The sequence below is a fragment of the Asticcacaulis sp. genome (assembly GCF_047605585.1).
In the GTDB taxonomy this organism is placed as follows: Bacteria; Pseudomonadota; Alphaproteobacteria; order Caulobacterales; family Caulobacteraceae; genus Asticcacaulis.
On sequence record NZ_JASGFK010000005.1, the window covers coordinates 155,774 to 178,142 of the forward strand.

A 22,369-nucleotide genomic window follows, 5' to 3' on the forward strand; every position below is an offset into this window, starting at 1 on the left:
TTGCGGACAATCGATACAGTTCCCATGTCATCCGGCAAGCCTAGAGGAGGAAAGAATGAAAACACTGATTTTAGCTCTGCTCGCCGGCGCTCACCTATTCGGTCAGCCAGCCGTAACCGAGGAATTGCTGACGGCGTCGGCAAGCGATTTCCAGACACACGCGCCACCCAAGCCTGTCGATATCCGTAACCTGCGGCTGGGCGCCATAGAGCAAGGCAACGGTGATCAATATCTTTTATGCGGGGAATTTCGTGCCGGTTCGGGCACCGAACCGTCCGACTGGACGCCATTCGCCACCATCAAGACAAGCGGTTACGAACAATGGCTGGGCGACCAGGCGACCACTATTTGCGGCCGACAACATATTACCTGGGAACAGAACCATGATCTGTCGGCCGATCTGAAAGAAAAGCTGGGGCTAAAATAGTCAGATGCGGATCATCTTGCGTGCTCGTGGTGATTTCGATGAATGGCGCGACGCGGCCCGGCATGCGCTGGCGCAAGGCATTTCCCCGCGCGATATCGACTGGCTGAGCGAAGCGGCCGCCGATCAGGAATTGTTTCCTCCACCCGTCGCACCCAAAACGGCCGCCCGCGCCATCTCCGTGCCGAAGGATTTCCTGCCGCTGGCTGAAAGCCTGATCTGCCACAGCGATCCGGCGCGTTTCGATCTGGCCTATCGTCTGTTGTGGCGGCTGCAAAGCGAAAAAGACCTGCTGCACATCCGCTCCGATCCGGATGTGACGCGCGCCCATGCGCTTAATCGCGCGGTCCATCGCGACAGCCACAAGATGCACGCCTTTGTGCGCTTCAAGGAAATGCCTTCCGAAACGGAGCGCCGCGCCTTCGTGGCCTGGTTCGAACCCGATCATTATATCGTCGCCCGCAATGCCGGTTTCTTCCAGCGCCGCTTTACCGATATGGACTGGCTGATCGCCACGCCGAAAGGCTCCATTGCCTGGGATGGCGAAACCGTGCGCTTTTGCGACGCGCCCGCGGAACGACCGGACATCAGCGATGAGGCTGACGATCTGTGGCGCACCTATTACGCCCATATCTTCAATCCGGCGCGCCTGAAGGTGAAGATGATGCAGACGGAAATGCCGAAGAAATACTGGAAAAACCTGCCCGAAGCCGCCCTGATCCCCGAATTGATCTCAGGCGCCGAGCAGCGGGTGCGCGAGATGGCCGAACGCGCCGCCAGCGATCAGGCGCCGGCCTTTCATCATCGCCTGCGCACACGGCAATCGTGACCGGCCAATCATAACCGCACCGTAATCCCTTATCGCATTTTTACAATCCGACAGCCTAGACAGTATGCGGGTCGTGGCAAACGGGGGTTTGACAGACAGGTTAAGGCTTATGAGTATTTTCAGTCATATCAAAGACTTCATTTTCCACAAACACAGCGATCAGATCGTGCCCGCCCCCAGGCAGCCCATTCCCGCCGAAGAAACCCTTCATACGTCCGAAGCCATAGCGCCGGCCACCACCATGGCCGACCCGATGCCCGCTCCGGTCATGGAACAGGTCGATGTCGCCGCTATTCTCGATCAGGAAAATGCCACTCGCGATCCGAAGCTGAACTGGCGCATGTCGATCGTCGACCTGCTGAAACTGGTCGGCCTGGAATCCGATCTCGGCGTCCGCCAGGCCCTGGCCGCCGAGCTGGGCTATACCGGCGATCTGCGCCACTCCGGCGCCATGAATGTCTGGCTACACAAGCAGGTCATGCGCCTTCTGGCCGAAAACGGCGGCAAGGTGCCAGCGGAACTCAAAAACTAGAGCGTTTTCCGATCTGATTGTATCAGATCGGAAAACGCTCTAGTTCTTTACTTTACCGCACTTTTTAATCCGAAAAGTGCGTCACACTTTTCGGAAAGTGCTCTACCCTTCATCCGGATGGAAGGCGGTCTTCGTACGGGTATCGGCCGTAAAGACATAGACCAGCAGCGATACGGCGATACAGCCGGTCACGTACCAGAAGAAGCTTTCCTCCGCGCCGGCCTGTTTCAGCCACAGCGCTACATATTCCGCCGAGCCGCCGAACAGCGACACGGCCACAGCATAAGGCAGGGCCACGCCCAGTGCCCGGATATGCGAGGGGAAGAGTTCCGCCTTCACCACCGCATTGATCGAGGTATAGCCACTGACGATGATCAGCGCCGCCATGACCAGTCCGAAAGCTGGCCAGAAGCCCTGCACATGCGCCAGGGCTGTCATGATCGGTACGGTGAAGATCACGCCCAGTACGCCGAAGCCGATCAGCAGGGGCTTGCGTCCGATCCGGTCAGACAGCGCGCCGAACAGCGGCTGGGCCAGCATATAGAGGAACAGGGTCAGGGCCGACAGATTGGTAGCGTCGGTCTTGCTCCAGCCGGCGGTATTGACCAGGAATTTCTGCATATAGGTGGTGTAGGTATAGAAGGCGACCGTGCCGCCCATGGTCAGGCCCACCACCTGAAGCGCCTGCCAGGGGTGTTCTTTCAGCAGGGTCAGGGTGCGGTTGCGTTCAAACTTCCGGCTTTCCTGAAATGACTCGGTTTCGCTGATGTGGCGGCGGATGAACAGGGCCGCAAAGGCCAGCAGCGCGCCGATGACGAACGGTATCCGCCAGCCCCAGGCTTCGAGCTGGGCGTGGGACAGCAGGGTTTTCTGCAACAGGATCAGCACGCCCAGCGCGATCAGTTGTCCCATGATCAGGGTGACATACTGAAAGCTCGACCAGAAACCGCGATGGGTCTGGCCGGCCATTTCCGACAGGTAGGTGGCGCTGGCGCCATATTCGCCGCCGACGCTTAAACCCTGGAGGAGCCGCGCCAGCAACAGCAGGGCCGGCGCCGCTATGCCGATGGTGGTGTAGCCCGGCGTGATGGCGATGATCAGCGAGCCGGCGCACATCAGCAGCACCGAGGCGGTCAGACCGGCCTTGCGGCCGTAGCGGTCGGCATACCAGCCCAGCAGCCACCCGCCGATCGGGCGCATGAAGAAGCCGACCGCGAAGATGGCCGCCGTATTGAGCAGTTGCGCCGTCGGGCTCGAATTGGGAAAGAAGGCCTTGGAAAAATAGAGGGTGAAGGCCGAATAGGCGTACCAGTCGTACCATTCGACCAGATTGCCGATCGAACCGCCGAGGATGGAGCCCAGTTTGGTGCCCGTTATTTTGCCCTGTTTCATGATCGCAGGGTTTCATAGTTCAATTGACGAGACAAGGCGGTTTGTTTTAAGGATCGGCAACCATCTCCCGCAAGGTATCCAGTCTCATGAGCGCCACCATCCCGCCCCCCGAAGTCATCTATGTCGACGCCCACAAGGTCGCCTGCAATGGCGGCGGCGGCGCACTGGGTCATCCGCTGACCTATTACGAACTGGGCGAGGACGGCACGGTCGAGTGCGGCTATTGCGACCGCAAGTTCGTTCATAAGGACCATGCGCACGATTACCATGATCCGGCGCCGCGTCCCGAAGGCGAGCACTAAACCTTGAGATTCCTGCATACGATGGTCCGGGTCCATGACCTGGACGCTTCGCTGGCTTTCTGGTGCAAGGGACTGGGCCTGATCGAAACCCGCCGCATGGAATCGGAAAAGGGACGCTTTACCCTGATCTATCTGGCGGCGCCGCTCGATGAAGACCATGCGCGGTCTTTTAGCGCCCCTGAACTGGAACTGACCTATAACTGGCCGGATGCCGACGGCAAAATCGAGACCTATGCCGGCGGCCGCAATTTCGGCCACGTCGCCTATGAGGTCGATGACATCTACGCCGCCTGCCAGCACTTGAGCGACCAGGGCGTGGTGATCAACCGCCCGCCGCGCGATGGCCACATGGCCTTTGTCCGCTCGCCCGACGGTATTTCAGTGGAATTGCTGCAGCGAAACGGTTCGCTCGAACCCGCAGAGCCATGGGCTTCGATGGCAAATACCGGCAGCTGGTAAGGTCTCGCAGATTTCGCCCGCCCCATTTATGGGGAGGGGGACCATCGCTTGCGATGGTGGGAGGGGCAACCATGCGAACCATTCGAATTGACTCTAAGATCAAAACAGCTCGGCGGCTCCGCAAAGACCTGACCAAGCCTGAACTCTGGCTGTGGCTGCGATTAAAGGCCCGCACCTCTGGCGGCATTATCTTTCGAAATCAGCATCCGCTCGGCCCATATATTCTCGACTTCTATTGCGTCAAGGCGAGGCTTTGCATTGAAGTCGATGGAGAAATCCATACGCATGACCATCAGCGCGAACGAGACCTGGTGCGGGATCAATGGCTCGTGGGCCAAGGCATTCACGTTCACCGAATTATTGCGAGAGATTTACTGGCCGATCCCGATGAAGCCGCGACAGGGGTTTTGGATTTAGCCATTGAACGTGTGGCTTTTCTTGCAAAAGCCCCTCCCACCGCCGCAAGCGGCGGTCCCCCCTCCCCGTAAACGGGGCGGGCGAAGGGCAATCAGTTGAAAGCTTCCACGCACAGCACATGGGTCGTGGCCAGGCGCACCAGATGCGACAGGGCAAACTCCGCATCGATTTCGCCATTGGCGGCGAGCACCAGCGTATCCGCCAGGCGCTTGTCCAGGGCGGGGCCATTCAGATGGCACAGGTCCAGACGGCACAGCAGCCCCAGATCGGCCACGGCCTCACGCAAGGTGATGTGTGCCTGCAGAAAGCCTTCGAGAATGCCGCTGGCCTGGATGCGCAGGCGGTTCTGGTCGGTTTCTCTCATCATGGACATGGGGGTACTCCGTCTTTTTACTGGGTCTGTTGAAAAATTTATCTCGCACTAGCACAATGAAGTTCATATTGCACTGCGGCATAATGGCGGTGCCGACATAACTGGTTTCAGAATGTAAATCCTGCCGTTACCTGTCGCTTTGAATTGGCATCAGATGCGGAACGGCCTATGAAGACAGCCGGACACTCCCTGAGCAGAAATACCGCATGTCAGATACCGAAAAACAGAAGCGCCTCGTCCTGATCGACGGCTCCGGCTATATCTTCCGCGCCTATCACGGCCTGCCGCCCCTGACGCGCAAGTCGGATGGCCTGCCGGTCGGCGCCGTCAGCGGCTTCTGCAATATGCTGTTCAAACTGATCAAGGAACACCGCGGCGACGATGCCCCCTCGCATCTGGCGGTCATTTTCGACGCCGGCTCGAAAACCTTCCGCAACGAGATTTACGACCAGTACAAGGCCCACCGTCCGCCGGCGCCGGAAGATCTGATCCCGCAGTTCCCGCTGATCCGCGATGCGACCCGCGCCTTCGGCCTGCCCGCCGTCGAGATGGCCAATTTCGAGGCCGATGACCTGATCTGTACCTACAGCCACCTCGCCAAAAAACAGGGTTTCAAGGTCACTATCATCTCGTCCGACAAAGACCTGATGCAGCTGGTCGATGACGATGTCAGCCTGATGGACCCGGTGAAGGGCACCATTGTCGGCCGCGAAGGCGTGATCGAGAAGTTCGGCGTACCGCCGGAACTCGTGGTCGACGCCCAGGCCCTGATCGGCGATTCCGCCGATAATGTGCCCGGCGCTCCCGGCATCGGCGTCAAGACCGCCGCGCAGCTGCTGCTCGAATACGGCAATCTCGATGCCGTCCTTGCCAGAGCCTCCGAGATCAAGCAGGAAAAGCGCCGCCAGACCCTGATCGATTTCCGCGATCAGATCCTGATGTCGCGCGAACTGGTCACCCTGCGCTGTGACTCGCCCACGCCGGTCGATATCGATACCTTTATCCTGAAGGAACCGGAACAGGACGCCCTGCTCACCTTCCTGGGGCTGATGGAGTTCAGTTCCCTGGCCAAGCGGGTCGGCGGCAATACGCTCAGCCTGTTGCAAACCTCCTCGGCGCTGGACAAGCTGCCGACAGCGCCGGTCCTGCGTCCGCTCTACAGCGCCGCCAAATCTGGTCCGGCCGAGGCGGCCATCCAGCCCGTCCACCGCGAGACCTATGAATGCGTCCAGACGATGGAAGCCCTCGAAAAATGGATCGCCTGCGCCTATGAAGCGCAAATCATCGCCATCGATACCGAAACCGACGACCTGTCTGCCTCCCATTCCGGTCTGGTCGGCATTTCGCTGGCGGTCGGGGTCAACCAGGCTTGCTATATTCCGCTCGCTCATACCTCCGGCGAAGGCTTCGATTTTGGAGATAATGGCGGCCTGCAGCAGATCGATTTCAAGCAGGCCATCGCCGCCCTGAAGCCCCTGTTCGAAGACCCGACCATCCTCAAGGTCGGCCAGAACATCAAATACGACCTGTCGGTCCTGCATCGCCACGGCATCGATGTCGCCCCCTATGACGACACCATGCTGATCTCCTATGTGCTCGAAGGCGGCCAGCACGGCCACGGCATGGACGAACTTTCGGAACTGCACCTCGGCCATACCCCCATCCCGTTCAAGCAGGTGGCCGGCTCCGGCAAGTCGGCGAAGTCATTCAAATATGTCGCGCTGAAAGAGGCCACCGAATACGCGGCCGAGGACGCCGATGTGACGCTGCGCCTGTGGCAGATCCTCAAGCCGCGTCTGCAACGCGAAGGTCTGGTGACAGTCTACGAGACCCTGGAACGCCGCATGCCCGCCGTGCTGTCCGAAATGGAACTGGCCGGTATCCGCATCGATCCGGCCATCCTGCAAAGCCTGTCGCACGATTTCGGCACGCGCATGACCGCCATCGAACAGGAGGCGCAAGCCCTGGTCGGCCGGCCATTCAACATGAACAGCCCGCAGCAGCTCGGCCAGATCTTCTACGACGAAATGCAGCTTCCCGGCGGCAAGCGTACGGCCTCAGGCCAGTGGGCTACCGATGTCAAGGTGCTGGAGGAGATCGCCGAGGGCAAGCCGGGTCTGGAGCCGGGCCAGCCGCTGGCCCGAATGCTGCTCGATTACCGCCAGATGGCCAAGCTCAAGGGCACCTATACCGACGCCCTCACCGGCTACGCCGATAAAACCACCCAGCGCATCCATACCAGCTTCCATCTGGCCGCGACGCCGACCGGGCGCCTGTCGTCCAACGAACCCAATCTGCAGAATATCCCGATCCGCACCGCCGAAGGCCGCAAGATCCGCCGCGCCTTTATCGCCAAACCGGGCCACAAGCTGATCAGCGCCGACTACAGCCAGATCGAACTGCGCATCCTGGCCCATATCGGCGATATCCCCCAACTGAAGGACGCCTTCCAGCGCGGCGACGATATCCACGCCATGACCGCCTCGGAGATGTTCAATGTGCCGATGGAAGAGATGACTTCGGAAATCCGCCGCCGCGCCAAGGCGATCAATTTCGGCATCATCTACGGCATTTCGGCTTTTGGTCTGTCCAACCAGCTCGGCATCGAGCGCGGCGAGGCCGGCCGCTATATCGAGACCTATTTCGACCGCTTCCCCGGCATCAAGGACTATATGGACGCCACCAAGGCCTATGTCGCCGCCAATGGCTTCGTCACCACCCTGATGGGGCGCAAGATCCATATCCCGGAAATCAACGGCAAGGGGGCGCTCAAGGCTTTCGCCGAACGCGCCGCCATCAATGCCCCGATCCAGGGCACGGCCGCCGATGTCATCCGCCGCGCCATGATGCGGATGCCGCAGGCCCTGATCGACGCCGGGTTCGCCACGAAGATGCTCCTCCAGGTCCACGACGAACTGATCTTCGAAGCACCGGAAGCCGAGGTCGAGACCGTGATCCCATTGATCCGCGATATCATGCAGAACGCCACCCTGCCCGCTCTGGAAATGAGCGTGCCCCTGGTGGTCGAAGCCCATGCCGCCAACAACTGGGATGAGGCGCATTAGGCGGTATTGGGCGACCGTATGCCGGATGCGTTTAACTTTTTTGTCATAAAAGTGCAACAAAACCAGATACATCGGCCCGTCTTCAATTAACGCCTCATTTACTGCACCGGCGTTATTTGAATGAGGTCGCGATGGGCTGCGTATCAGGACCGACCCGATTCGACGCAGCAACGCAGGCTGCCGGATGCGAGCGTGGCGTACCAGGTCCAGGGAAATGCCGATGTTCAAGAACCTCACCATTCGTGCGCGCGTGATCGCCGCCTTTGCCCTGGTGCTCTGCGCTACCGCCGCCCTGGGGCTCTTTGCCATACAGAGACTGAGCGCGGTCAATGCCGCCGCAAATGATGTCTCCACCAACTGGCTGCCCTCCGCCAATATACTGGGCGATATTTCCCAGGACTTCGAGCAGCTTCGAGCCCGCCAGGGGCAATATATGCTGGCCCCCGCCGACAAGAAACCGGCCCTTGCCGAAAAGATCAAGGACTCCGAACAGAGTCTGAATGCCGCCCTGACCGCCTACAAGCCGCTGGTCAGCCCCGGCGAAGAAGCGGAAATGGCCGCAGCCATCAATACCCAGATCAGCGCCTATATCCAGAACAGCGGCCCGGTGATCGCAAAAGTCGATGCCGGCGACATGGCCGGCGCCACGGATCTCTATTTCGGTGACATGCAGAACAGTGCCGACTTGGCGCGCAAGGCAATTCGTGGCGATCGCGCCTTCCAGCTCAAGATGGGCAGCCAGGCCGCCGCTAAAGGGACGGCGCTCGGCAAGTCCGCCATGACCCTGATCATGGTTGCGCTCGCCCTGACGGCCCTGGCCTGTTTCGTCATCGGCTTTGCCATGATCCGCGGCATTTCCCTGCCGATCGGCCGCATGTCGGCCATCATGCAGAAACTGGCGGACGGCGATACCGCCGTCACCGTACCCAATACCGGCGAGCGCAATGAAATCGGCGACATGGCCGGCACGGTCGAGGTGTTCAAGGACAACATGATCCGCAACCTGGCGCTGGAAGAAGAAACCCGCCAGGCGCGCGAGGATGCGGAGGTCCAGCGCAAGACAGCCATGTACGAACTGGCAGATCAGTTCGAAAACGCTGTCGGCGGTGTAGTCGAAGCCGTTTCGGCTGCCGCCACCGAAATGCAGGCCACAGCGTCTCAGCTGACGTCTTCCGCTCAGGAATCCGCCGCCCAGGCCACCTCGGTTTCCGCCGCCGCCGAAGAGGCCGGCACCAATGTCACCTCCGTCGCCGGTTCCGCCGAGGAACTGGGCGCTTCCGTGCAGGAAATCAGCCGCCAGGTCGAGCATTCCTCGGTCAAGGCGCGTGAAGCCGTGCGCGAAGCCGATTCCACCGCCGCCATCGTGCAGGAACTGTCCGAAGCCGCCGACCGCATCACCGGCATTGTCGACATGATCACCGGTATCGCCGCCCAGACCAACCTGCTGGCGCTCAACGCCACCATCGAATCGGCCCGCGCCGGCGAGGCCGGCAAGGGCTTCGCGGTCGTTGCCGCCGAGGTCAAGCAGCTGGCCCAGCAGACCAGCAAGGCCACCTCCGAAATCAGCCAGCATATCGGCAGCATCCAGTCGACGACCCGCCGCGCGGTGGAGGCCATCGAAAATATCACCGGCACGATCCGCGACATCAACGACTCGTCGTCGACCATTGCCGCCGCCGTCGAACAGCAGGGCTCGGCCACCAACGAGATCGTCCAGGCCGTTAACCAGGCCTCGATGGGCACGCAGGAAGTGACTTCGAACATTACCGGCGTGGCCCGCATGGCCGAGGAAACCGGCGCCGGCGCCTCACAAGTGTTGTCGGCCTCGTCCGAACTGGCCCATCAGGCCGCCAACCTGCGCACCCAGATCAATAATTTCCTCGCGCACGTCAGAGCCGCATAAGCCGCAAAAAAAGTTCACAAAAAACCTTCCCGCGCAAAATTTATCCTTAATCCGATTTTTACCATGTCGGACGTATGACCACTTCAGTGTCGAAGTGGTCTGCGTTTTAAAGGACCCAAACCCATCCGTTGCAGCATAACGCAGGCTGTCGGATACGGCCTGTGTTTGTGTCGGTCCAGGGGAATTTGTGTTCGTCATGCTGAAAAAACTCACCATTCGCGCCAAGGTCATGCTTGGTTTCGGCCTTGTGCTCTGCGCCTGCGTGGCCCTGGGCATCTTCGCCATCCAGCGCCTGGGCGCGGTCAATGCCGCCGCCAAGGATGTCGCCACCAACTGGCTGCCCGCCGCCAATGTGCTGGGTGATCTGTCGCAGGATTTCGAGCAGATGCGCGCCCGCCAGGGCCAGATGATCCTGGTGCCGGCCGAGGGCCGCGCCGACATGAAGGACAAGCTGGCCGATTCGGAAACGCGCCTGAATGCCGATATTAAGGCTTATGAGCCACTGGTGACCCAGGGCGAGGAAAGCCAGATGGCCGAGTCCATCAAGACCGCCATGGCCACCTATGTGGCTGACAATGCGCCCCTGATCGCCCAGGTCGAGGCCGGAGATACGGCCGGCGCCGTCGAGCGCTACAAGGGCGCCATGCAGGACAATGCCAATGCCGTGCGCAAGGCCATCCGCGCCGACCGCGCCTATCAGCTGGAGGCCGGCAACAAGGCCGCCATGGCCGGCATCGCCCTCGGCAACGCCGCCATGACCCTGATCATGATCGCCCTCGCCGTCACCGCCGCCTTCTGCGCCATCGTCGGCTGGCTGATGATCATGGGCATTTCCAAGCCGCTCAGCGAACTGGCTTCGGCCTTCACCCGCCTGTGCAACAGCGATACCTCGGTCGTCGTGCCGTGCAAGGATGAGGTCGGCGAACTGAAGCAGATGTCCACCGCCGGTGAATTCCTGCTGGCCGCCCTCCACGCCCACGCTGCTTCCGAAGCCGACAAGGAACGCCTGCGCGCCGAGGCCGAGGCCGAGCGCAAGCGCGTCATGTACGAACTGGCCGATCAGTTCGAAGGCGCCGTCGGCGGTATTGTCGAAATGGTCTCCTCCGCCGCCACCGAAATGCAGGCCACCGCCGCACAGCTGACGTCTTCTGCTCAGGAATCCGCCGCCCAGGCGACCTCGGTTTCCGCCGCCGCCGAAGAGGCCGGCACCAATGTCACCTCCGTCGCCGGTTCCGCCGAGGAACTGGGCGCTTCCGTGCAGGAAATCAGCCGCCAGGTCGAGCATTCCTCGGTCAAGGCGCGTGAAGCCGTGCGCGAAGCCGATTCCACCGCCGCCATCGTGCAGGAACTGTCCGAAGCCGCCGACCGCATCACCGGCATTGTCGACATGATCACCGGTATCGCCGCCCAGACCAACCTGCTGGCGCTCAACGCCACCATCGAATCGGCCCGCGCCGGCGAGGCCGGCAAGGGCTTCGCGGTCGTTGCCGCCGAGGTCAAGCAGCTGGCCCAGCAGACCAGCAAGGCCACCTCCGAAATCAGCCAGCATATCGGCAGCATCCAGTCGACGACCCGCCGCGCGGTGGAGGCCATCGAAAATATCACCGGCACGATCCGCGACATCAACGACTCGTCGTCGACCATTGCCGCCGCCGTCGAACAGCAGGGCTCGGCCACCAACGAGATCGTCCAGGCCGTTAACCAGGCCTCGATGGGCACGCAGGAAGTGACTTCGAACATTACCGGCGTGGCCCGCATGGCCGAGGAAACCGGTGCCGGCGCCGCTCAGGTGCTGTCGGCCTCGTCCGAACTGGCCCATCAGGCCGCCAACCTGCGCAATCAGATCAATGGCTTCCTGGCGCACGTCAGAGCGGCTTAATTAACTAAGGCGCGTTCACATCCTGACCGTATCTGTTATGGTCGGTCTATGAGCGCGCCTTTACTCGCCAGACATCAATGTGAATTTCTTGATCTGATCCTGGTCGAATGCCCCGCATGTCACGGCAGAGCGGAAGTGCGGCGATCATCAGAGCCTGGCAAGCGTCGCCTGACCTGCACAGCTTGTTTTCATGCCCGCAATATCCTGCCTCGTGACAAAGGCATAACGACCTATCCACCAACAGCTAACATCTGTAATGGCCATCCGCTCTGGCTTGAGGCTGAGACACGTCTGGGTAAGTTTTATGCCTTCAATTTCGAGCATCTGGATCATATAGCTGCTTATGTCGCTGCCCCCTTGCGTCGAGTCGATTTCGGCCCGGTGACTTTTCGTAATTCATCTGTCAGCTCACGACTGCCTTTATGGGTAAAAGTCGCGAAGAACCGCGGTGAAGTTCTCAAAATCATAGACAGACTGCGTCGAAAATGACCGTCAAAACCCTCGACCACGTCAATATCCAGACCCGCGACATGGCCGGCACCATCGCCTTCTATGCCGATCTGCTCGGTCTGGTGGCGAAGACCGCGCCGCAGCGCCGGCCGGAGCATCGCCAGTGGCTCTATGCCGGAGACCGCGCCGTCATTCATCTCAATCTCTTCGGCACCGACAATACCTACAAACGCGAGGTCATGCCGGGCGCCCCCACCGGCGCCATCCATCATATCGCTTTCGAGTGCGAGGGGCTCGATGACACCCTCGCCCGCATCGCGGCGCGCGGCCTGCGCTATGAACGCAATGAACTCCCAGAGATAAGCCTGACGCAACTGTTCGTCGTCGATCCCAACAATGTGCTGCTGGAACTGAACTTCCGCTATTAAGCGGCTAATACCCCGGCGGCCTGCATCATCGGCTTGAGCGTCGCAAGGATCTGCGGTTGCGCGGAGAGGCCGGAGCGCATGGCCGGGTCGCGCATCATCTTCATCACCTCGGTCTTCGCCTGCTCGCTCAAGGCTCCAAGCGGCGCGGATTGTCCTGAGGCGAAGCTCAGCAGCATGGAGAACTTCTGCACCGGCGACGCGCTTCCGCGCAGGATATGGGCCAGCAGCTTGACATCCGTCGCGATCTGGCTGCCGATCGCGCCCAGCCGTTCGCTGATCGCCTGGCCATCCTGATCGATCAGCGCCGCGGCCGTAACCCGCCCCTGCATCTGCGCCAGAGCCAGCAGGCGCTGGGCAATGGATTGACTGCTTTCACGCATGTGGCGTTCGAACTTGTCGCCGCTGACGATCTGGGTCAGCCAGCGCGCGGCCTGACGCTTGTTGGCGGCGCCCACCATGTTCTCGCACAGCCAGATCAGGCGGTCGGCTTCCTCGGCGGGCGTTTCGGCATCCGCCAGCAGGCTGGTGACGAAATCGGCGGAGACCAGCTTTTTCGAGCGTTCGGCAAAGGCCTCCGTGATGTCGTCACGCTGACTTTCGTCCCGCCCCGCCGCCGTCAGGCACAGGGCCAGCACGCGCAGGGTTTCGATCTCCGCCATGGCGTCGTTCGGCTTCAGGCGACGCGGGTTCTTCAGCTCCTGCATCAGGCGCTTGGAAATCTGGTAGCTCAGGTTCGGCATGCAGCCGGCCTGGATCAAGTCGTTATAGCCCCCCAGCACGCCGGTCAGCGGCGGCATCAAACGCGCCACGCGGGCATCGGCACGGCCGATGAGTGCGACTTCGCGGCCAGCGGCCAGGCGCGTCATCAGGATCATGGCGCTGCCGAGGTCGGTCTCCTCGCCCATCAGGTCGTTCAGGCTGGCGCGCGAGGCGAACAGCTCCATCACCGGCATTTCGATGATGCGCAGCGCCCATTCGCGCGTCGCATGGGCTTCCAGCCAGGCATGGATCAGGCTGGCATAGATCAGCAGGGTTTCCAGCTTGGCCAAGGGTCGGCGATGCGGCTTGAGCACGGCCGCCACCGCACCGCCAAAGATATAGGCGCGGTCAGGATTGTCATGCAGCCGGTCGATCAGGTCGAGGGCATTTTCCGGCGTCATTTCGGGAAACAGGTTCTTGCGGCCATCCTGGATCAGGCGCGTACAGGCGCGATCGAACAGGCCCGACCAACGCCGCATCAGCTCGTGCAGGTCCTGGCCGGTTTCATGGCTTTCTGGCACTGAAAGCTTCTGGGTCACGTGCAGCAGTTCGCTGCCGGAGGCTTCCAGCTTTTCCGCCAGATCGGGACGATGCAGCAGTTCGAAGGCGGTCACCGATTGAAGTCTCAGCCAGTCCTCCAGCAGGCGCGCCACCTTTTCGCGGGCGTGCGCGTGGTAAAGATCCTGCGGGCTGGAACAGATCGAATCGGTGGCCGGCGCCAGCTTCACCTTCTTCTGTGGGGCGGATGTGCCCTTTTCCAACACGGTGACGCTGCTGTATTCGCCGGTCTCCGGATCGAGCACTTCCTTGGTGACGCGCACGGCGGCGCGGCCCTCCTTCAGCATGTCGTCCGCGGTTTGAATCACCTGATCGCGCGTCTCCGATGCCATCTCCAGCACCCATGAGGACTGCGGCGTGCGACGCGTGAAGAGTTCGTAGTGCACCGGATGGTGACTCATGGTGGCCCCGGAAGAATGCGTTTGGTTTAAGGCTTAGTGTTTGATACGCATGGGAATATTACACCCATGACGTTAAATTATGATTTAGGCCCCAATTGCGCTCTCTATGGCCAAAAAACGCCGTCTTGACGCCCTGAAAAGACCGCAGCGGTGCTTTTAGTGCAGGATAACAGGGCTACGCCTGCGTGGCCCAACGGGCAAAGTTCAATTGAACTTTGCGCATATCGGTTTATTTAAGAGAATAGTTTTTCAATTTCGGAGATCACATGGCCAAGATTACTTTGGTGGACGACGACGAAAACATTGTCACCAGCGTCTCGCTGGCTTTGGAAAGCGGCGGCCACACCGTCCAGGCCTATTATGACGGCGCCGCCGGTCTGGCCGCGCTGGAAAAGGACCCGCCCGACCTCGCCATCCTCGACGTCAAGATGCCGCGCATGGACGGCATGGAAGTCCTGCGCCGCCTGCGCGCCACGTCCAACCTGCCGGTCATCATCCTGACCTCGAAGGACGACGAGATCGACGAGGTGCTCGGCTTCAACCTCGGCGCCGACGACTACATGCACAAGCCGTTCTCGCAGCGCCTGCTGCTCGAACGCGTCAAGGCGGTCCTGCGCCGCGCCGGCATTGTCGAGCAGGGCGAGGCCCCGGAAGTCACCGAAGCGCTCAATGCCAAGTCGCTGAAGCGCGGCAAGCTGGTCATGGACGCCGCCCGCCACGAATGCACCTGGGACGGCAAGCCGGTGCGCCTGACGGTCACCGAGTTCCTGCTGCTGCACGCCCTGGCCCAGCGCCCCGGCTTCGTCAAAAGCCGCGACAACCTGATGGATGCCGCCTATGACGACCAGGTATATGTCGACGACCGCACCATCGACAGCCACGTCAAGCGCATGCGCAAGAAGTTCCGCCAGGTCGATCAGACCTTCGATTCGATCGAGACCCTCTACGGCGTCGGCTATCGTTATCGGGAAATCTGAAGCAGTTCCGGTCTGGCTTGCGTCAGATCGGCGCTTTGATTTTTCATCTCCCCCTTTTCGGAAAGCGCTTTGGTGTCAAAGTCCTGGCTAAAACGGCTCCCCTTCGGTCAGTCCCGACTGGGACGGCTGATCTTCGGACTGAACCTGCTGGGACTGCTGATCATCGTCTTCGGTTCCCTGGCGCTGAGCGATTTCCGTGGCGGCCTGATCAACGCCCAGAGCGATTCCCTGCTGTCGCAGGCCCAGCTCATGGGCGAGGTCATCGCCGAAGCCGCCACCGAAGGCGTGCCCGAGCCGCATCTGGAGGCGGATAACGCCGCCTTCGTCATGGGCCGCTTCATTCCCACCGGCCAGCGGGCCCGCCTGTTCGATGACAAGGGCAAGCTGCTTTCCGATTCCTATGCGGTATCGGATATGATCGATGTGTCGCAACTACCGCCGGCACGCGATCCAAAAGCCGCGCCGCCAAAAGATAAGTCCGCCAAGCGCGAGGCGCGCCGGGCGGTGGCCGAACAGCAGTTGCACGGCGAAGTGATGATGGCGCTTTCCGGCGCGCCGCCCACCGCCGTGGTTCGCCGCAATGAGCGCGGCATCAAGGTGGTGTCGGTCTCCGTGCCTCTGCGCCACGTCAAGGAAGTGCTGGGCGTGCTGACCATCGAGCGCGGCGATGTCGACAAGATCGTGGCGGCGCAGCGCTGGTCGATGCTGCCCTTCATTCTCGTCGCCTTCGGCGTCACCATGCTGTCGTCCCTGCTGCTGAACTGGCTGGTCAGCCGGCCGATCCATCGTCTGTCGGCGGCGGCCGACAATGTCCGCCTGGCGCGCACCCGCGCCATCTCCCTCCCCGATCTGGAATCGCGCCGTGACGAAATCGGCACCCTGGCGCGTTCGCTGGAATCGATGACCGACACCCTGTGGCGGCGCATGGAGGAAATCGACCGCTTCGCCGCCGATGTCTCCCACGAGATCAAGAACCCGCTGACCTCCATCCGCTCAGCGCTGGAAACCTTGCCCCTGGTCAAGAACGACGAGGCCAAGGAAAAGCTGCTGGCCGTGATCAACCAGGATGTCCGCCGCGCCGACCGCCTGATCACCGACATTTCCAACGCCTCGCGTCTCGATGCCGAACTGTCACGCGAGACGCCCAAAACGGTCGAGGTCGGCACCCTGCTGGACGATATCGTCTCTCTTTACCAGCAGAGCCATATCGCCGGCCAGGTGTCGGTCCGCTTCACACGCACCCTCACCCCGGCCGCCTCTCGCGTCAATGGCCGCGAAGGCCCCCTCGGCCAGGTCTTCCGCAACCTGATTGACAATGCCCGCTCCTTCTCTCCGGAAGGCGGCGAGGTGCGCGTCACCCTGGCGCATAATGGCAGCGACCCGGCCCGGCCGATCAGCATCGTCTTCGAGGATGACGGCCCCGGCATACCCGAAGACAATCTGGAGACCATCTTCCAGCGCTTCTATACCTCGCGGCCCAAGGGCACGAGCTTCGGCAAGAATTCCGGCCTCGGCCTGTCGATCTCGCGCCAGATTATCGAGGCGCACAACGGCAAGGTCTGGGCGGAAAACCGCCAGGATGAGACCGGCCAGGTTGTCGGCGCCCGCTTCTCGATCCGCCTGCCGAACGCTCACTAGAGCGGAAAGCCCCTGAGTCCGCTTTCAGGCCACTCACCCCTCAACATAATTATCACCTATGCTCTATCCGGATACCTGCGTTAACCTTATTATGGTGACGCACATTCCGGGGAGATTCGATTCATGCCAACCCTATTGCAGGGCATTGAGTCATTATCAGAACGACAAAAAGAAGTTCTGCGCCTGACAGCGAAACACTTCGCCGCCAAGGAAATCGCCCGAACGCTGAATATCACCGAACGCACCGTGCGCGCCCATACGGAAAGCGCACGCCAGCGCCTGGGGGCCGCGACCAGTCGCGAAGCGGTGCGCATTTTGCTGGCCCATGAAGCCGGTCAGACCATTGGCAAAAATGACCAATGGGCATCGTCGCCAATAGCCGGTCCGCACATCGATGCGCCAGACTGGGCTCATGAACAAGCCCTTCCTACCGCATCCCCCACACGACGACATCATGACGATCAACTTCAGGCATCTGGAGTTGGCCTGGCAAATGCTGGCCTCGCCCGACAAGGTCCAGCATATACAGGACGCGATCGAGACCTTGAAGACGATGAACCGGACACACGGCCCGGCGAAAGCGGTCTTCAACATGGTCGCCGTGGGCGCCTGGCTGACGGACGATGGGGCGAGTTCAGGCGAAGGCTGAAAACCCTCCCGGCGATCCAGGTCCTGGGCCTGGTCGTCATTGCCGCAGTCCTGTTGGTACTGGTCGCCGGCATGTTTGCCGGTACGCTTCTGGGAATGGTCGAAGCCGTTCACAAACTCACAATCTATGCCGGCTGGAAAAGCTAGCCGGGGAAAGAAGCAAAACGTGAAAAGACAAGACATGGTGCGCCACGGCGCCGAGCAACTCTTCACCGCCGAACGCTCGATCAAGGCCGCGATGTGCGATACGGCCGCCCTTATCAGCAGCCTGAGCCAGATGAGCAGCAGCAATGAGATTTCGGTCATGATCGGCCAGGAGGCTTTCGAGGAGGCCGCCGCCACTTTCCTGGCCCTGACCAATGCCCGCGGCGCGATTGTGCGTACCCACAGCGCCCTCGATGAAGTAAAGACTCAACTCGGCTGCGGCGCCATGGCGGCGGGCGGCACAGGCGCGAAACCGCCGAAATCCGACGATACCGTACTGATTCAGCCGCTACGGGCGGCATAAGGACAAGGCATTTATGTATTACACCTGGGCCTATACGGCATTGATACTCGGTATCCTTGTCTCCGTGTATGCCCTGGTGCGTGGCGGCCCCGCCGAAAGGACCGGGGCCGTTATGTTTCTGGTGGCCTGGCTGGCGACCACCCTGGTTCAGGGGCGAAAATTCAACGGGATAGAATGGGGCATCGTCGCTGTAGACAGCGCGCTCCTGGTCGGTTTCGTTTTTTTGGCGCTGTGGTCACGCAAGATATGGACGATCCTGATCGCTGCCTGTCAACTGAACGCGGTCGCATCGCATTTTGTGCCTCTGCTGGCGCCGAAATTCAATTACGTGGCCTATCTTACCCTCGTCGAATTCTGGGGCGGATATGGTCTTTTGCTCTTTCTGGCCATCGGCACATACAGCCATCAGCGCGAATTGCGGCTGACAAAGGCCGGCGCCGCAGGATGACAGACGGCCTGCCCTGGGCCATCCGAAACCTTACCTCTGTCGCGAGAAACAGTTTTCACAGCTTACCATCCGTGCCTAAATACCGGCATGAGCAAGATGATCATCCATGCCACCTCCTTGAGCCTGCTGGTCGGGGCTGAATGGCGCGGTGTGCTGATTATGGGCCCTTCCGGCAGCGGCAAGAGTGACCTGGCCCTGCGCCTGCTCGAATCCGCCAGCCGTGGCGGCTGCGCCCTCGTCAGCGATGATTACAGCGTCCTTTGGACCTCCGGCGGACAGATCTATGCCGCCGCGCCCGAAACCATAGAAGGCCGCATGGAGGTGCGGGGCCTCGGCATTCTCGATATCGATACCCGCCGCCTGACTCGCATCCACCTGGCGGTTTTGGCACAGTCCGATCCCATCGAGCGCCTGCCGGAAAACGAGATAACGCCCATTCTGGGACAGGCTGTACCGACCATCCGGCTGAACCCGCGTGAGGCCTCCAGTGTCAGCAAACTCCTGACCCGCTTGAAAGTCGCTTAAAAATACTTACTTATGCGTAAGCTTTCAAAGTCATTCATACCCTGTAAATGTCACCTCTGGCATATTTGGCACACCCGGCCGATTGCGGCGCGAAATTTGCCAGGGGCATTCAAATCTCGTTTTGCAGTGCGATGAAATCGGGATTAGTATCAAGGGCTACCCCGCATGCCGGCCGCATGACCCGCGCGGAGTACCCTGAAGCGTAAGGATAGTGCCTTAATGATCGGACTGGTCATCGTTACTCACGGCAAGCTGGCTGACGAGTTCGTATCGGCAATGGAGCATGTGGTCGGGCCGCAAAGCCAGGTAGCGGCCATCTGTATCGGTCCGGATGACGATGTGGCCCAGCGCCGCAAAGACATTCTCGACGCCACCTTTGCAAACGATTCCGGTGACGGCGTCATCCTGCTGACCGACATGTTCGGCGGCACGCCCTCAAACCTTGCCATCTCGGTCATGGAACAGACCAAGGCCGAGGTCATTGCCGGGCTCAACCTGCCCATGCTGATCAAGCTGGCAAGCTTGCGCAAGAACGAAGACCTCGGCGCCTGCGTTGGCCATGCCCAGGAGGCCGGCCGCAAGTACGTCACCGTCGCTTCCTACGTGCTTTCCGGCGATAACTGACGTTATCACTGGAACATTTTTGCTTGCCCCGCTAGCGGATGCCGGCCCCGTATCGCTGCCTGAGGGCGGCCCGGCGATAACTGCCCACCTTTTCCCTCTGGACTAAACTGCCGAACGCCCGCATTCTCACGCGCGAAAAAGCCCTTGTCCAAGGGAGACTTGAGTGAGCGAGACAGAACCCGGCGTGCGTACAGAGGTTGAAATCTGCAATATGAAGGGCCTGCACGCGCGGGCCTCTGCCAAGTTCGTCAAGCTGGCCGCCGCGTTTGACGCCCAGATCTATGTCATCAAGGACGAAACCCGCGTCGATGCCCAATCGATCATGGGCCTGCTGATGCTCGGCGCCGGCAAGGGCACTACCATCGGCATCGAGGCCGAAGGCAAGCAGGCCGATGAGGCCGTGGCCGCCTTGGCCGAACTGGTCAGCAATCGCTTCGACGAGGACGAATGAGAGCCGCTTCTGCCTTCTGCACCCTGGCCCTGGTCTGCGGCCTGGCCATATCCAGCCTGGCCGCCGCACCCGTTCATGCCGAGGGCTCGCCCGCCGCGGAAGATGAAACCGACGCCCCCAAGCCGAAACCGGTCGTCAAGCGCAAGAAGAAGCCCGCCGCCAAACCGGCGCCGGTCGTCACCACGCCGGCCGCGCCCGTGCCCTATAGCGCCTATTCCTCCGGCAACCTCAGCCCGGATATGAGCAAGGCCCTGACACCGGGCGTCACAGCGCCCACGCCCCTGCCGCCGCCGGTCGCCATCGCGCCGGCACCAATCACCATGCAGCCGATCGCCGATCCGCCCCCTGCTCCGCCGGTGGCCCAGGCTCAGCCTGCCAAGGTCGCCCCGGCTGCCCCTGTTATCGATCAGATCAGCCTGAAGTGCGAAACCCAGGTGACGGAAGGCAAGCGCTTCATCTCGCAGGGCGTCTTCTATATCGACCTGTTCCCTTCGCCGGTCTTTCCCGATGAAAACGCCGACTTCAAGTTCCTGTTCGTCGATCCGGGCCACAGCTCGCTGATCCGCGAGTCGATCTGTCTCGATACCCTGTGCCCGGCCAATGTGACCGGCGCGGCCTATTATCTGGTCAATCGCGTGACGAGACGCGGCTCAGCTCTGCGCATCACGCTCGACCGCTCCAATGGCGCCTTTTATGCCGAGGAGATCGACAACAAGCGTATCCGCAAGGATGCGCATCTGGGCGAAAAAGGCTTCTGCACGCCGCAAAAATTGCCGAACGCGCTTTTCTAGACTCGCTGGATACGCACCGCCAGCCACGGTTTGCCCGGTAAGGTGATCGTCGGGCGGGCCGGATCGTGGAAATCGTAGCCATCCTTTTTCTGCATCGTGAAAACACCCGGGACCGGCGTTACCGTCATGTTCCAGGTGTCGATCAGATCGGCACGAAATTGTTCCCCACCAGCCAATCCCGGCTTCGGCAGGTCAAGCGACCACTCTGACGGCGCCTCGTCACCGAAATAGTGCAGGTAATACTGACCGGCCTGGCCGCCGATATGGCGATCCCACCACTTGTCTATCGGATCGATGCCCGGTTTCGGCCCGGCCTCCATCACCGTTTTCAGGAAGGCCAGACGCGGCGCACTGTCTCCGCGCAGGTGCCCGCCGACGCCGGTCCAGCCACCATCCGCGCTCAGATTCTCCCCGGTCAGCACTTCGCCGTGGCCGACATAGGTGCCGGCGATCAGGCCATGCCAGAAGCGCGACACCAGTTCCTCGGCTGTCAGATTGCCCCAGCGCAGGTCGATCCGGCCTTCGTAGCAGACCTCATCGAACACCACCGGCTTTTCCCAGACGCTGCGATAGATTTCGGCGCGCGTATCGTCCTTGACCGACATGCCGTTCTGGATGCTCGAATGCGTTACCCAGGGTCGGCGATTATCGAAGAAGGCCTTGCAGTTATGGATCGAGCGCAGACGCTGATGCGGATCGGTGTCGGCGACGAACTGGCCGAGATGATCCCAGTCCGCCGAGCTTTTCGCCTTCACCAGATCGAACTCATTGGCCATCGACCACCAGACATTTCTGTAGGCGCCCAGCCGGGCGATCATATAGCGCAGGTAACGTTCATCGTCGGCGCGGGCCATTTCGGCATAGCCATGCGTCTTGTCGTAAGGGTGATGCAGGATGATATCGGCCTCGATACCCAGGGCCTGAAGCTGCGCCACACGTGCCTCAAAGCGGCGGAAGAACATCGGATTGAAGCGCGCCGGATCCCAATCCTTCGGGTCCGCGCCGCTATAGGCAAAGGGCTCTATCGGCTCCGCCTTGACATTGGCATAGAGGCACATGCGGATCTTGTTAAACGGCGTGGCCTTGAGCGTCGCCAGCGTCCGGTCGCACTGGTCGTCCGATTGCTGCGCCCAGGCATAGGCCGTAGTGCCGATCTGGCGAAAGGGCGTGCCATCGGCATAGGCGAAATGGTAGCCATCCGCAGTGACGCGCACCGGCCCATGGTTACGGCCGGTGGCCGGTCTGGCGGTAAAGACGCCCTCATGGCCGGTCAGGGCCTCGGCATTACTCATCGTGCGCCATTGCCAGACGCCTTCGCTTTCCGGGCTGAAGCGGAGGCGGTAGACGCCGTCACCATCATAAAAACCCGGTACATGGACGGTTTGGCCGTCATGGCTGAACACCGCCGACAGGGACACATCGACAAACGGATTGCCCTGCGCCGGTCCATCCAGCGCAATTTCATACAGCCCCCAGCGCTCTGTATCCGTCGCCGGACGCCCGTTCTGGGCTTTCGCTACGCCGACGACAGACAAGGTGCCCGCCAGCATCATGACACCGCGTCGCGTCAGTTTGGCCATGATAACCT

24 protein-coding genes and 1 pseudogene are annotated in these 22,369 nt (G+C 61.1%); 21 read left to right on the forward strand and 4 right to left on the reverse strand.

Annotated elements, in window-relative coordinates:
* Positions 1-55: 55 nt before the first annotated feature.
* From QM647_RS13900 to QM647_RS13910, 3 genes are all read left to right on the forward strand, one after another.
* Complete coding sequence (locus QM647_RS13900; RefSeq protein ID WP_414996132.1) at positions 56-427, forward strand: hypothetical protein; 372 nt, start codon at positions 56-58, stop codon at positions 425-427.
* Positions 428-431: 4 nt separating this feature from the next.
* Positions 432-1,253 carry a TIGR03915 family putative DNA repair protein gene (locus tag QM647_RS13905; RefSeq protein WP_414996133.1) on the forward strand — a complete coding sequence of 274 codons (822 nt, stop codon included), beginning with the start codon at positions 432-434 and terminating at the stop codon, positions 1,251-1,253.
* 109 nt (positions 1,254-1,362) lie between these two features.
* The gene (locus QM647_RS13910) at positions 1,363-1,785 is read left to right on the forward strand and encodes a DUF3597 domain-containing protein (protein WP_414996134.1); all 423 of its coding nucleotides are present in this window, start codon (positions 1,363-1,365) and stop codon (positions 1,783-1,785) included.
* A gap of 102 nt (positions 1,786-1,887) precedes the next feature.
* Here QM647_RS13910 and QM647_RS13915 read toward each other — a convergent pair whose 3' ends face one another.
* Positions 1,888-3,177 carry an MFS transporter gene (locus QM647_RS13915; RefSeq protein ID WP_414996135.1) on the reverse strand — a complete coding sequence of 430 codons (1,290 nt, stop codon included), beginning with the start codon at positions 3,175-3,177 and terminating at the stop codon, positions 1,888-1,890.
* A gap of 86 nt (positions 3,178-3,263) precedes the next feature.
* Here QM647_RS13915 and QM647_RS13920 point away from each other — a divergent pair, with 86 nt between their 5' ends.
* The 3 genes from QM647_RS13920 (at position 3,264) to QM647_RS13930 (ending at position 4,426) form a co-directional block, all read left to right on the forward strand.
* On the forward strand, positions 3,264-3,479 hold the full coding sequence (locus tag QM647_RS13920; RefSeq protein ID WP_414996136.1) for a zinc-finger domain-containing protein: 216 nt from the start codon (positions 3,264-3,266) through the stop codon (positions 3,477-3,479).
* A 3-nt stretch (positions 3,480-3,482) separates the two neighbouring features.
* A complete protein-coding gene (locus QM647_RS13925) occupies positions 3,483-3,938 on the forward strand; it encodes a VOC family protein (protein WP_414996137.1) in 456 nt (151 codons plus the stop codon).
* 71 nt (positions 3,939-4,009) lie between these two features.
* Entirely contained in the window at positions 4,010-4,426 is a 417-nt protein-coding gene (locus QM647_RS13930; RefSeq protein ID WP_414996138.1) for an endonuclease domain-containing protein, read from the forward strand.
* A 20-nt stretch (positions 4,427-4,446) separates the two neighbouring features.
* Here QM647_RS13930 and QM647_RS13935 read toward each other — a convergent pair whose 3' ends face one another.
* Entirely contained in the window at positions 4,447-4,728 is a 282-nt protein-coding gene (locus QM647_RS13935) for a hypothetical protein (RefSeq protein ID WP_414996139.1), read from the reverse strand.
* Positions 4,729-4,934: 206 nt separating this feature from the next.
* On the opposite strand from QM647_RS13935, the gene polA reads away from it, so the two are divergent.
* The 5 genes from polA (at position 4,935) to QM647_RS13960 (ending at position 12,453) form a co-directional block, all read left to right on the forward strand.
* Positions 4,935-7,793 (forward strand): DNA polymerase I, encoded by a 2,859-nt coding sequence (polA, locus tag QM647_RS13940; protein WP_414996140.1) that lies wholly within the window; start codon positions 4,935-4,937, stop codon positions 7,791-7,793.
* A gap of 220 nt (positions 7,794-8,013) precedes the next feature.
* Positions 8,014-9,696 carry a methyl-accepting chemotaxis protein gene (locus tag QM647_RS13945; protein ID WP_414996141.1) on the forward strand — a complete coding sequence of 561 codons (1,683 nt, stop codon included), beginning with the start codon at positions 8,014-8,016 and terminating at the stop codon, positions 9,694-9,696.
* Between the two features lie 196 nt (positions 9,697-9,892).
* Positions 9,893-11,575 (forward strand): methyl-accepting chemotaxis protein, encoded by a 1,683-nt coding sequence (locus QM647_RS13950; RefSeq protein ID WP_414996142.1) that lies wholly within the window; start codon positions 9,893-9,895, stop codon positions 11,573-11,575.
* Positions 11,576-11,623: 48 nt separating this feature from the next.
* Entirely contained in the window at positions 11,624-12,064 is a 441-nt protein-coding gene (locus QM647_RS13955) for a hypothetical protein (RefSeq protein WP_414996143.1), read from the forward strand.
* Positions 12,061-12,453, forward strand: coding sequence for a VOC family protein (locus QM647_RS13960; protein WP_414996144.1), 393 nt, complete (start codon positions 12,061-12,063; stop codon positions 12,451-12,453). Before QM647_RS13955 ends, QM647_RS13960 begins: the two co-directional genes overlap by 4 nt.
* Here QM647_RS13960 and QM647_RS13965 read toward each other — a convergent pair.
* Positions 12,450-14,171: a hypothetical protein gene (locus tag QM647_RS13965; protein WP_414996145.1), complete on the reverse strand. Its 1,722-nt coding sequence runs from the start codon at positions 14,169-14,171 to the stop codon at positions 12,450-12,452. The genes QM647_RS13960 and QM647_RS13965 overlap by 4 nt on opposite strands.
* Positions 14,172-14,437: 266 nt before the next feature.
* Here QM647_RS13965 and QM647_RS13970 point away from each other — a divergent pair, with 266 nt between their 5' ends.
* From QM647_RS13970 to QM647_RS14015, 10 genes and pseudogenes are all read left to right on the forward strand, one after another.
* The gene (locus QM647_RS13970; RefSeq protein ID WP_414996146.1) at positions 14,438-15,148 is read left to right on the forward strand and encodes a response regulator transcription factor; all 711 of its coding nucleotides are present in this window, start codon (positions 14,438-14,440) and stop codon (positions 15,146-15,148) included.
* Positions 15,149-15,220: 72 nt separating this feature from the next.
* On the forward strand, positions 15,221-16,786 hold the full coding sequence (locus QM647_RS13975; RefSeq protein WP_414996147.1) for a stimulus-sensing domain-containing protein: 1,566 nt from the start codon (positions 15,221-15,223) through the stop codon (positions 16,784-16,786).
* A 123-nt stretch (positions 16,787-16,909) separates the two neighbouring features.
* Positions 16,910-17,041: pseudogene (locus tag QM647_RS13980) on the forward strand (LuxR C-terminal-related transcriptional regulator); the annotation flags it as partial.
* 157 nt (positions 17,042-17,198) lie between these two features.
* Positions 17,199-17,435, forward strand: a complete 237-nt coding sequence (locus QM647_RS13985; protein WP_414996202.1) for a hypothetical protein — start codon at positions 17,199-17,201, stop codon at positions 17,433-17,435.
* A gap of 165 nt (positions 17,436-17,600) precedes the next feature.
* Entirely contained in the window at positions 17,601-17,942 is a 342-nt protein-coding gene (locus QM647_RS13990) for a hypothetical protein (RefSeq protein WP_414996148.1), read from the forward strand.
* Positions 17,943-17,955: 13 nt separating this feature from the next.
* Positions 17,956-18,390 (forward strand): hypothetical protein, encoded by a 435-nt coding sequence (locus tag QM647_RS13995; RefSeq protein ID WP_414996149.1) that lies wholly within the window; start codon positions 17,956-17,958, stop codon positions 18,388-18,390.
* A gap of 87 nt (positions 18,391-18,477) precedes the next feature.
* Positions 18,478-18,915 carry an HPr kinase/phosphorylase gene (locus QM647_RS14000; RefSeq protein WP_414996150.1) on the forward strand — a complete coding sequence of 146 codons (438 nt, stop codon included), beginning with the start codon at positions 18,478-18,480 and terminating at the stop codon, positions 18,913-18,915.
* Positions 18,916-19,134: 219 nt separating this feature from the next.
* Entirely contained in the window at positions 19,135-19,539 is a 405-nt protein-coding gene (locus QM647_RS14005; RefSeq protein ID WP_414996151.1) for a PTS sugar transporter subunit IIA, read from the forward strand.
* 163 nt (positions 19,540-19,702) lie between these two features.
* Positions 19,703-19,990 carry an HPr family phosphocarrier protein gene (locus QM647_RS14010; protein ID WP_414996152.1) on the forward strand — a complete coding sequence of 96 codons (288 nt, stop codon included), beginning with the start codon at positions 19,703-19,705 and terminating at the stop codon, positions 19,988-19,990.
* Complete coding sequence (locus QM647_RS14015; RefSeq protein WP_414996153.1) at positions 19,987-20,781, forward strand: hypothetical protein; 795 nt, start codon at positions 19,987-19,989, stop codon at positions 20,779-20,781. Before QM647_RS14010 ends, QM647_RS14015 begins: the two co-directional genes overlap by 4 nt.
* Here QM647_RS14015 and QM647_RS14020 read toward each other — a convergent pair.
* A complete protein-coding gene (locus QM647_RS14020; RefSeq protein ID WP_414996154.1) occupies positions 20,778-22,361 on the reverse strand; it encodes a DUF5060 domain-containing protein in 1,584 nt (527 codons plus the stop codon). The genes QM647_RS14015 and QM647_RS14020 overlap by 4 nt on opposite strands.
* Positions 22,362-22,369: the final 8 nt, after the last annotated feature.

Bases quoted from the DNA above. Each gene is read 5' to 3' on its own strand.
- QM647_RS13900 (WP_414996132.1), top strand. From the start codon at position 56: ATGAAAACACTGATTTTAGCTCTGCTCGCCGGCGCTCACCTATTCGGT.
- QM647_RS13905 (WP_414996133.1), top strand. From the start codon at position 432: ATGCGGATCATCTTGCGTGCTCGTGGTGATTTCGATGAATGGCGCGAC.
- QM647_RS13910 (WP_414996134.1), top strand. From the start codon at position 1,363: ATGAGTATTTTCAGTCATATCAAAGACTTCATTTTCCACAAACACAGC.
- QM647_RS13915 (WP_414996135.1), bottom strand. From the start codon at position 3,177: ATGAAACAGGGCAAAATAACGGGCACCAAACTGGGCTCCATCCTCGGC.
- QM647_RS13920 (WP_414996136.1), top strand. From the start codon at position 3,264: ATGAGCGCCACCATCCCGCCCCCCGAAGTCATCTATGTCGACGCCCAC.
- QM647_RS13930 (WP_414996138.1), top strand. From the start codon at position 4,010: ATGCGAACCATTCGAATTGACTCTAAGATCAAAACAGCTCGGCGGCTC.
- QM647_RS13935 (WP_414996139.1), bottom strand. From the start codon at position 4,728: ATGTCCATGATGAGAGAAACCGACCAGAACCGCCTGCGCATCCAGGCC.
- polA (WP_414996140.1), top strand. From the start codon at position 4,935: ATGTCAGATACCGAAAAACAGAAGCGCCTCGTCCTGATCGACGGCTCC.
- QM647_RS13945 (WP_414996141.1), top strand. From the start codon at position 8,014: ATGTTCAAGAACCTCACCATTCGTGCGCGCGTGATCGCCGCCTTTGCC.
- QM647_RS13950 (WP_414996142.1), top strand. From the start codon at position 9,893: ATGCTGAAAAAACTCACCATTCGCGCCAAGGTCATGCTTGGTTTCGGC.
- QM647_RS13955 (WP_414996143.1), top strand. From the start codon at position 11,624: ATGAGCGCGCCTTTACTCGCCAGACATCAATGTGAATTTCTTGATCTG.
- QM647_RS13960 (WP_414996144.1), top strand. From the start codon at position 12,061: ATGACCGTCAAAACCCTCGACCACGTCAATATCCAGACCCGCGACATG.
- QM647_RS13965 (WP_414996145.1), bottom strand. From the start codon at position 14,171: ATGAGTCACCATCCGGTGCACTACGAACTCTTCACGCGTCGCACGCCG.
- QM647_RS13970 (WP_414996146.1), top strand. From the start codon at position 14,438: ATGGCCAAGATTACTTTGGTGGACGACGACGAAAACATTGTCACCAGC.
- QM647_RS13985 (WP_414996202.1), top strand. From the start codon at position 17,199: ATGAACAAGCCCTTCCTACCGCATCCCCCACACGACGACATCATGACG.
- QM647_RS13995 (WP_414996149.1), top strand. From the start codon at position 17,956: ATGTATTACACCTGGGCCTATACGGCATTGATACTCGGTATCCTTGTC.
- QM647_RS14000 (WP_414996150.1), top strand. From the start codon at position 18,478: ATGAGCAAGATGATCATCCATGCCACCTCCTTGAGCCTGCTGGTCGGG.
- QM647_RS14005 (WP_414996151.1), top strand. From the start codon at position 19,135: ATGATCGGACTGGTCATCGTTACTCACGGCAAGCTGGCTGACGAGTTC.
- QM647_RS14015 (WP_414996153.1), top strand. From the start codon at position 19,987: ATGAGAGCCGCTTCTGCCTTCTGCACCCTGGCCCTGGTCTGCGGCCTG.
- QM647_RS14020 (WP_414996154.1), bottom strand. From the start codon at position 22,361: ATGGCCAAACTGACGCGACGCGGTGTCATGATGCTGGCGGGCACCTTG.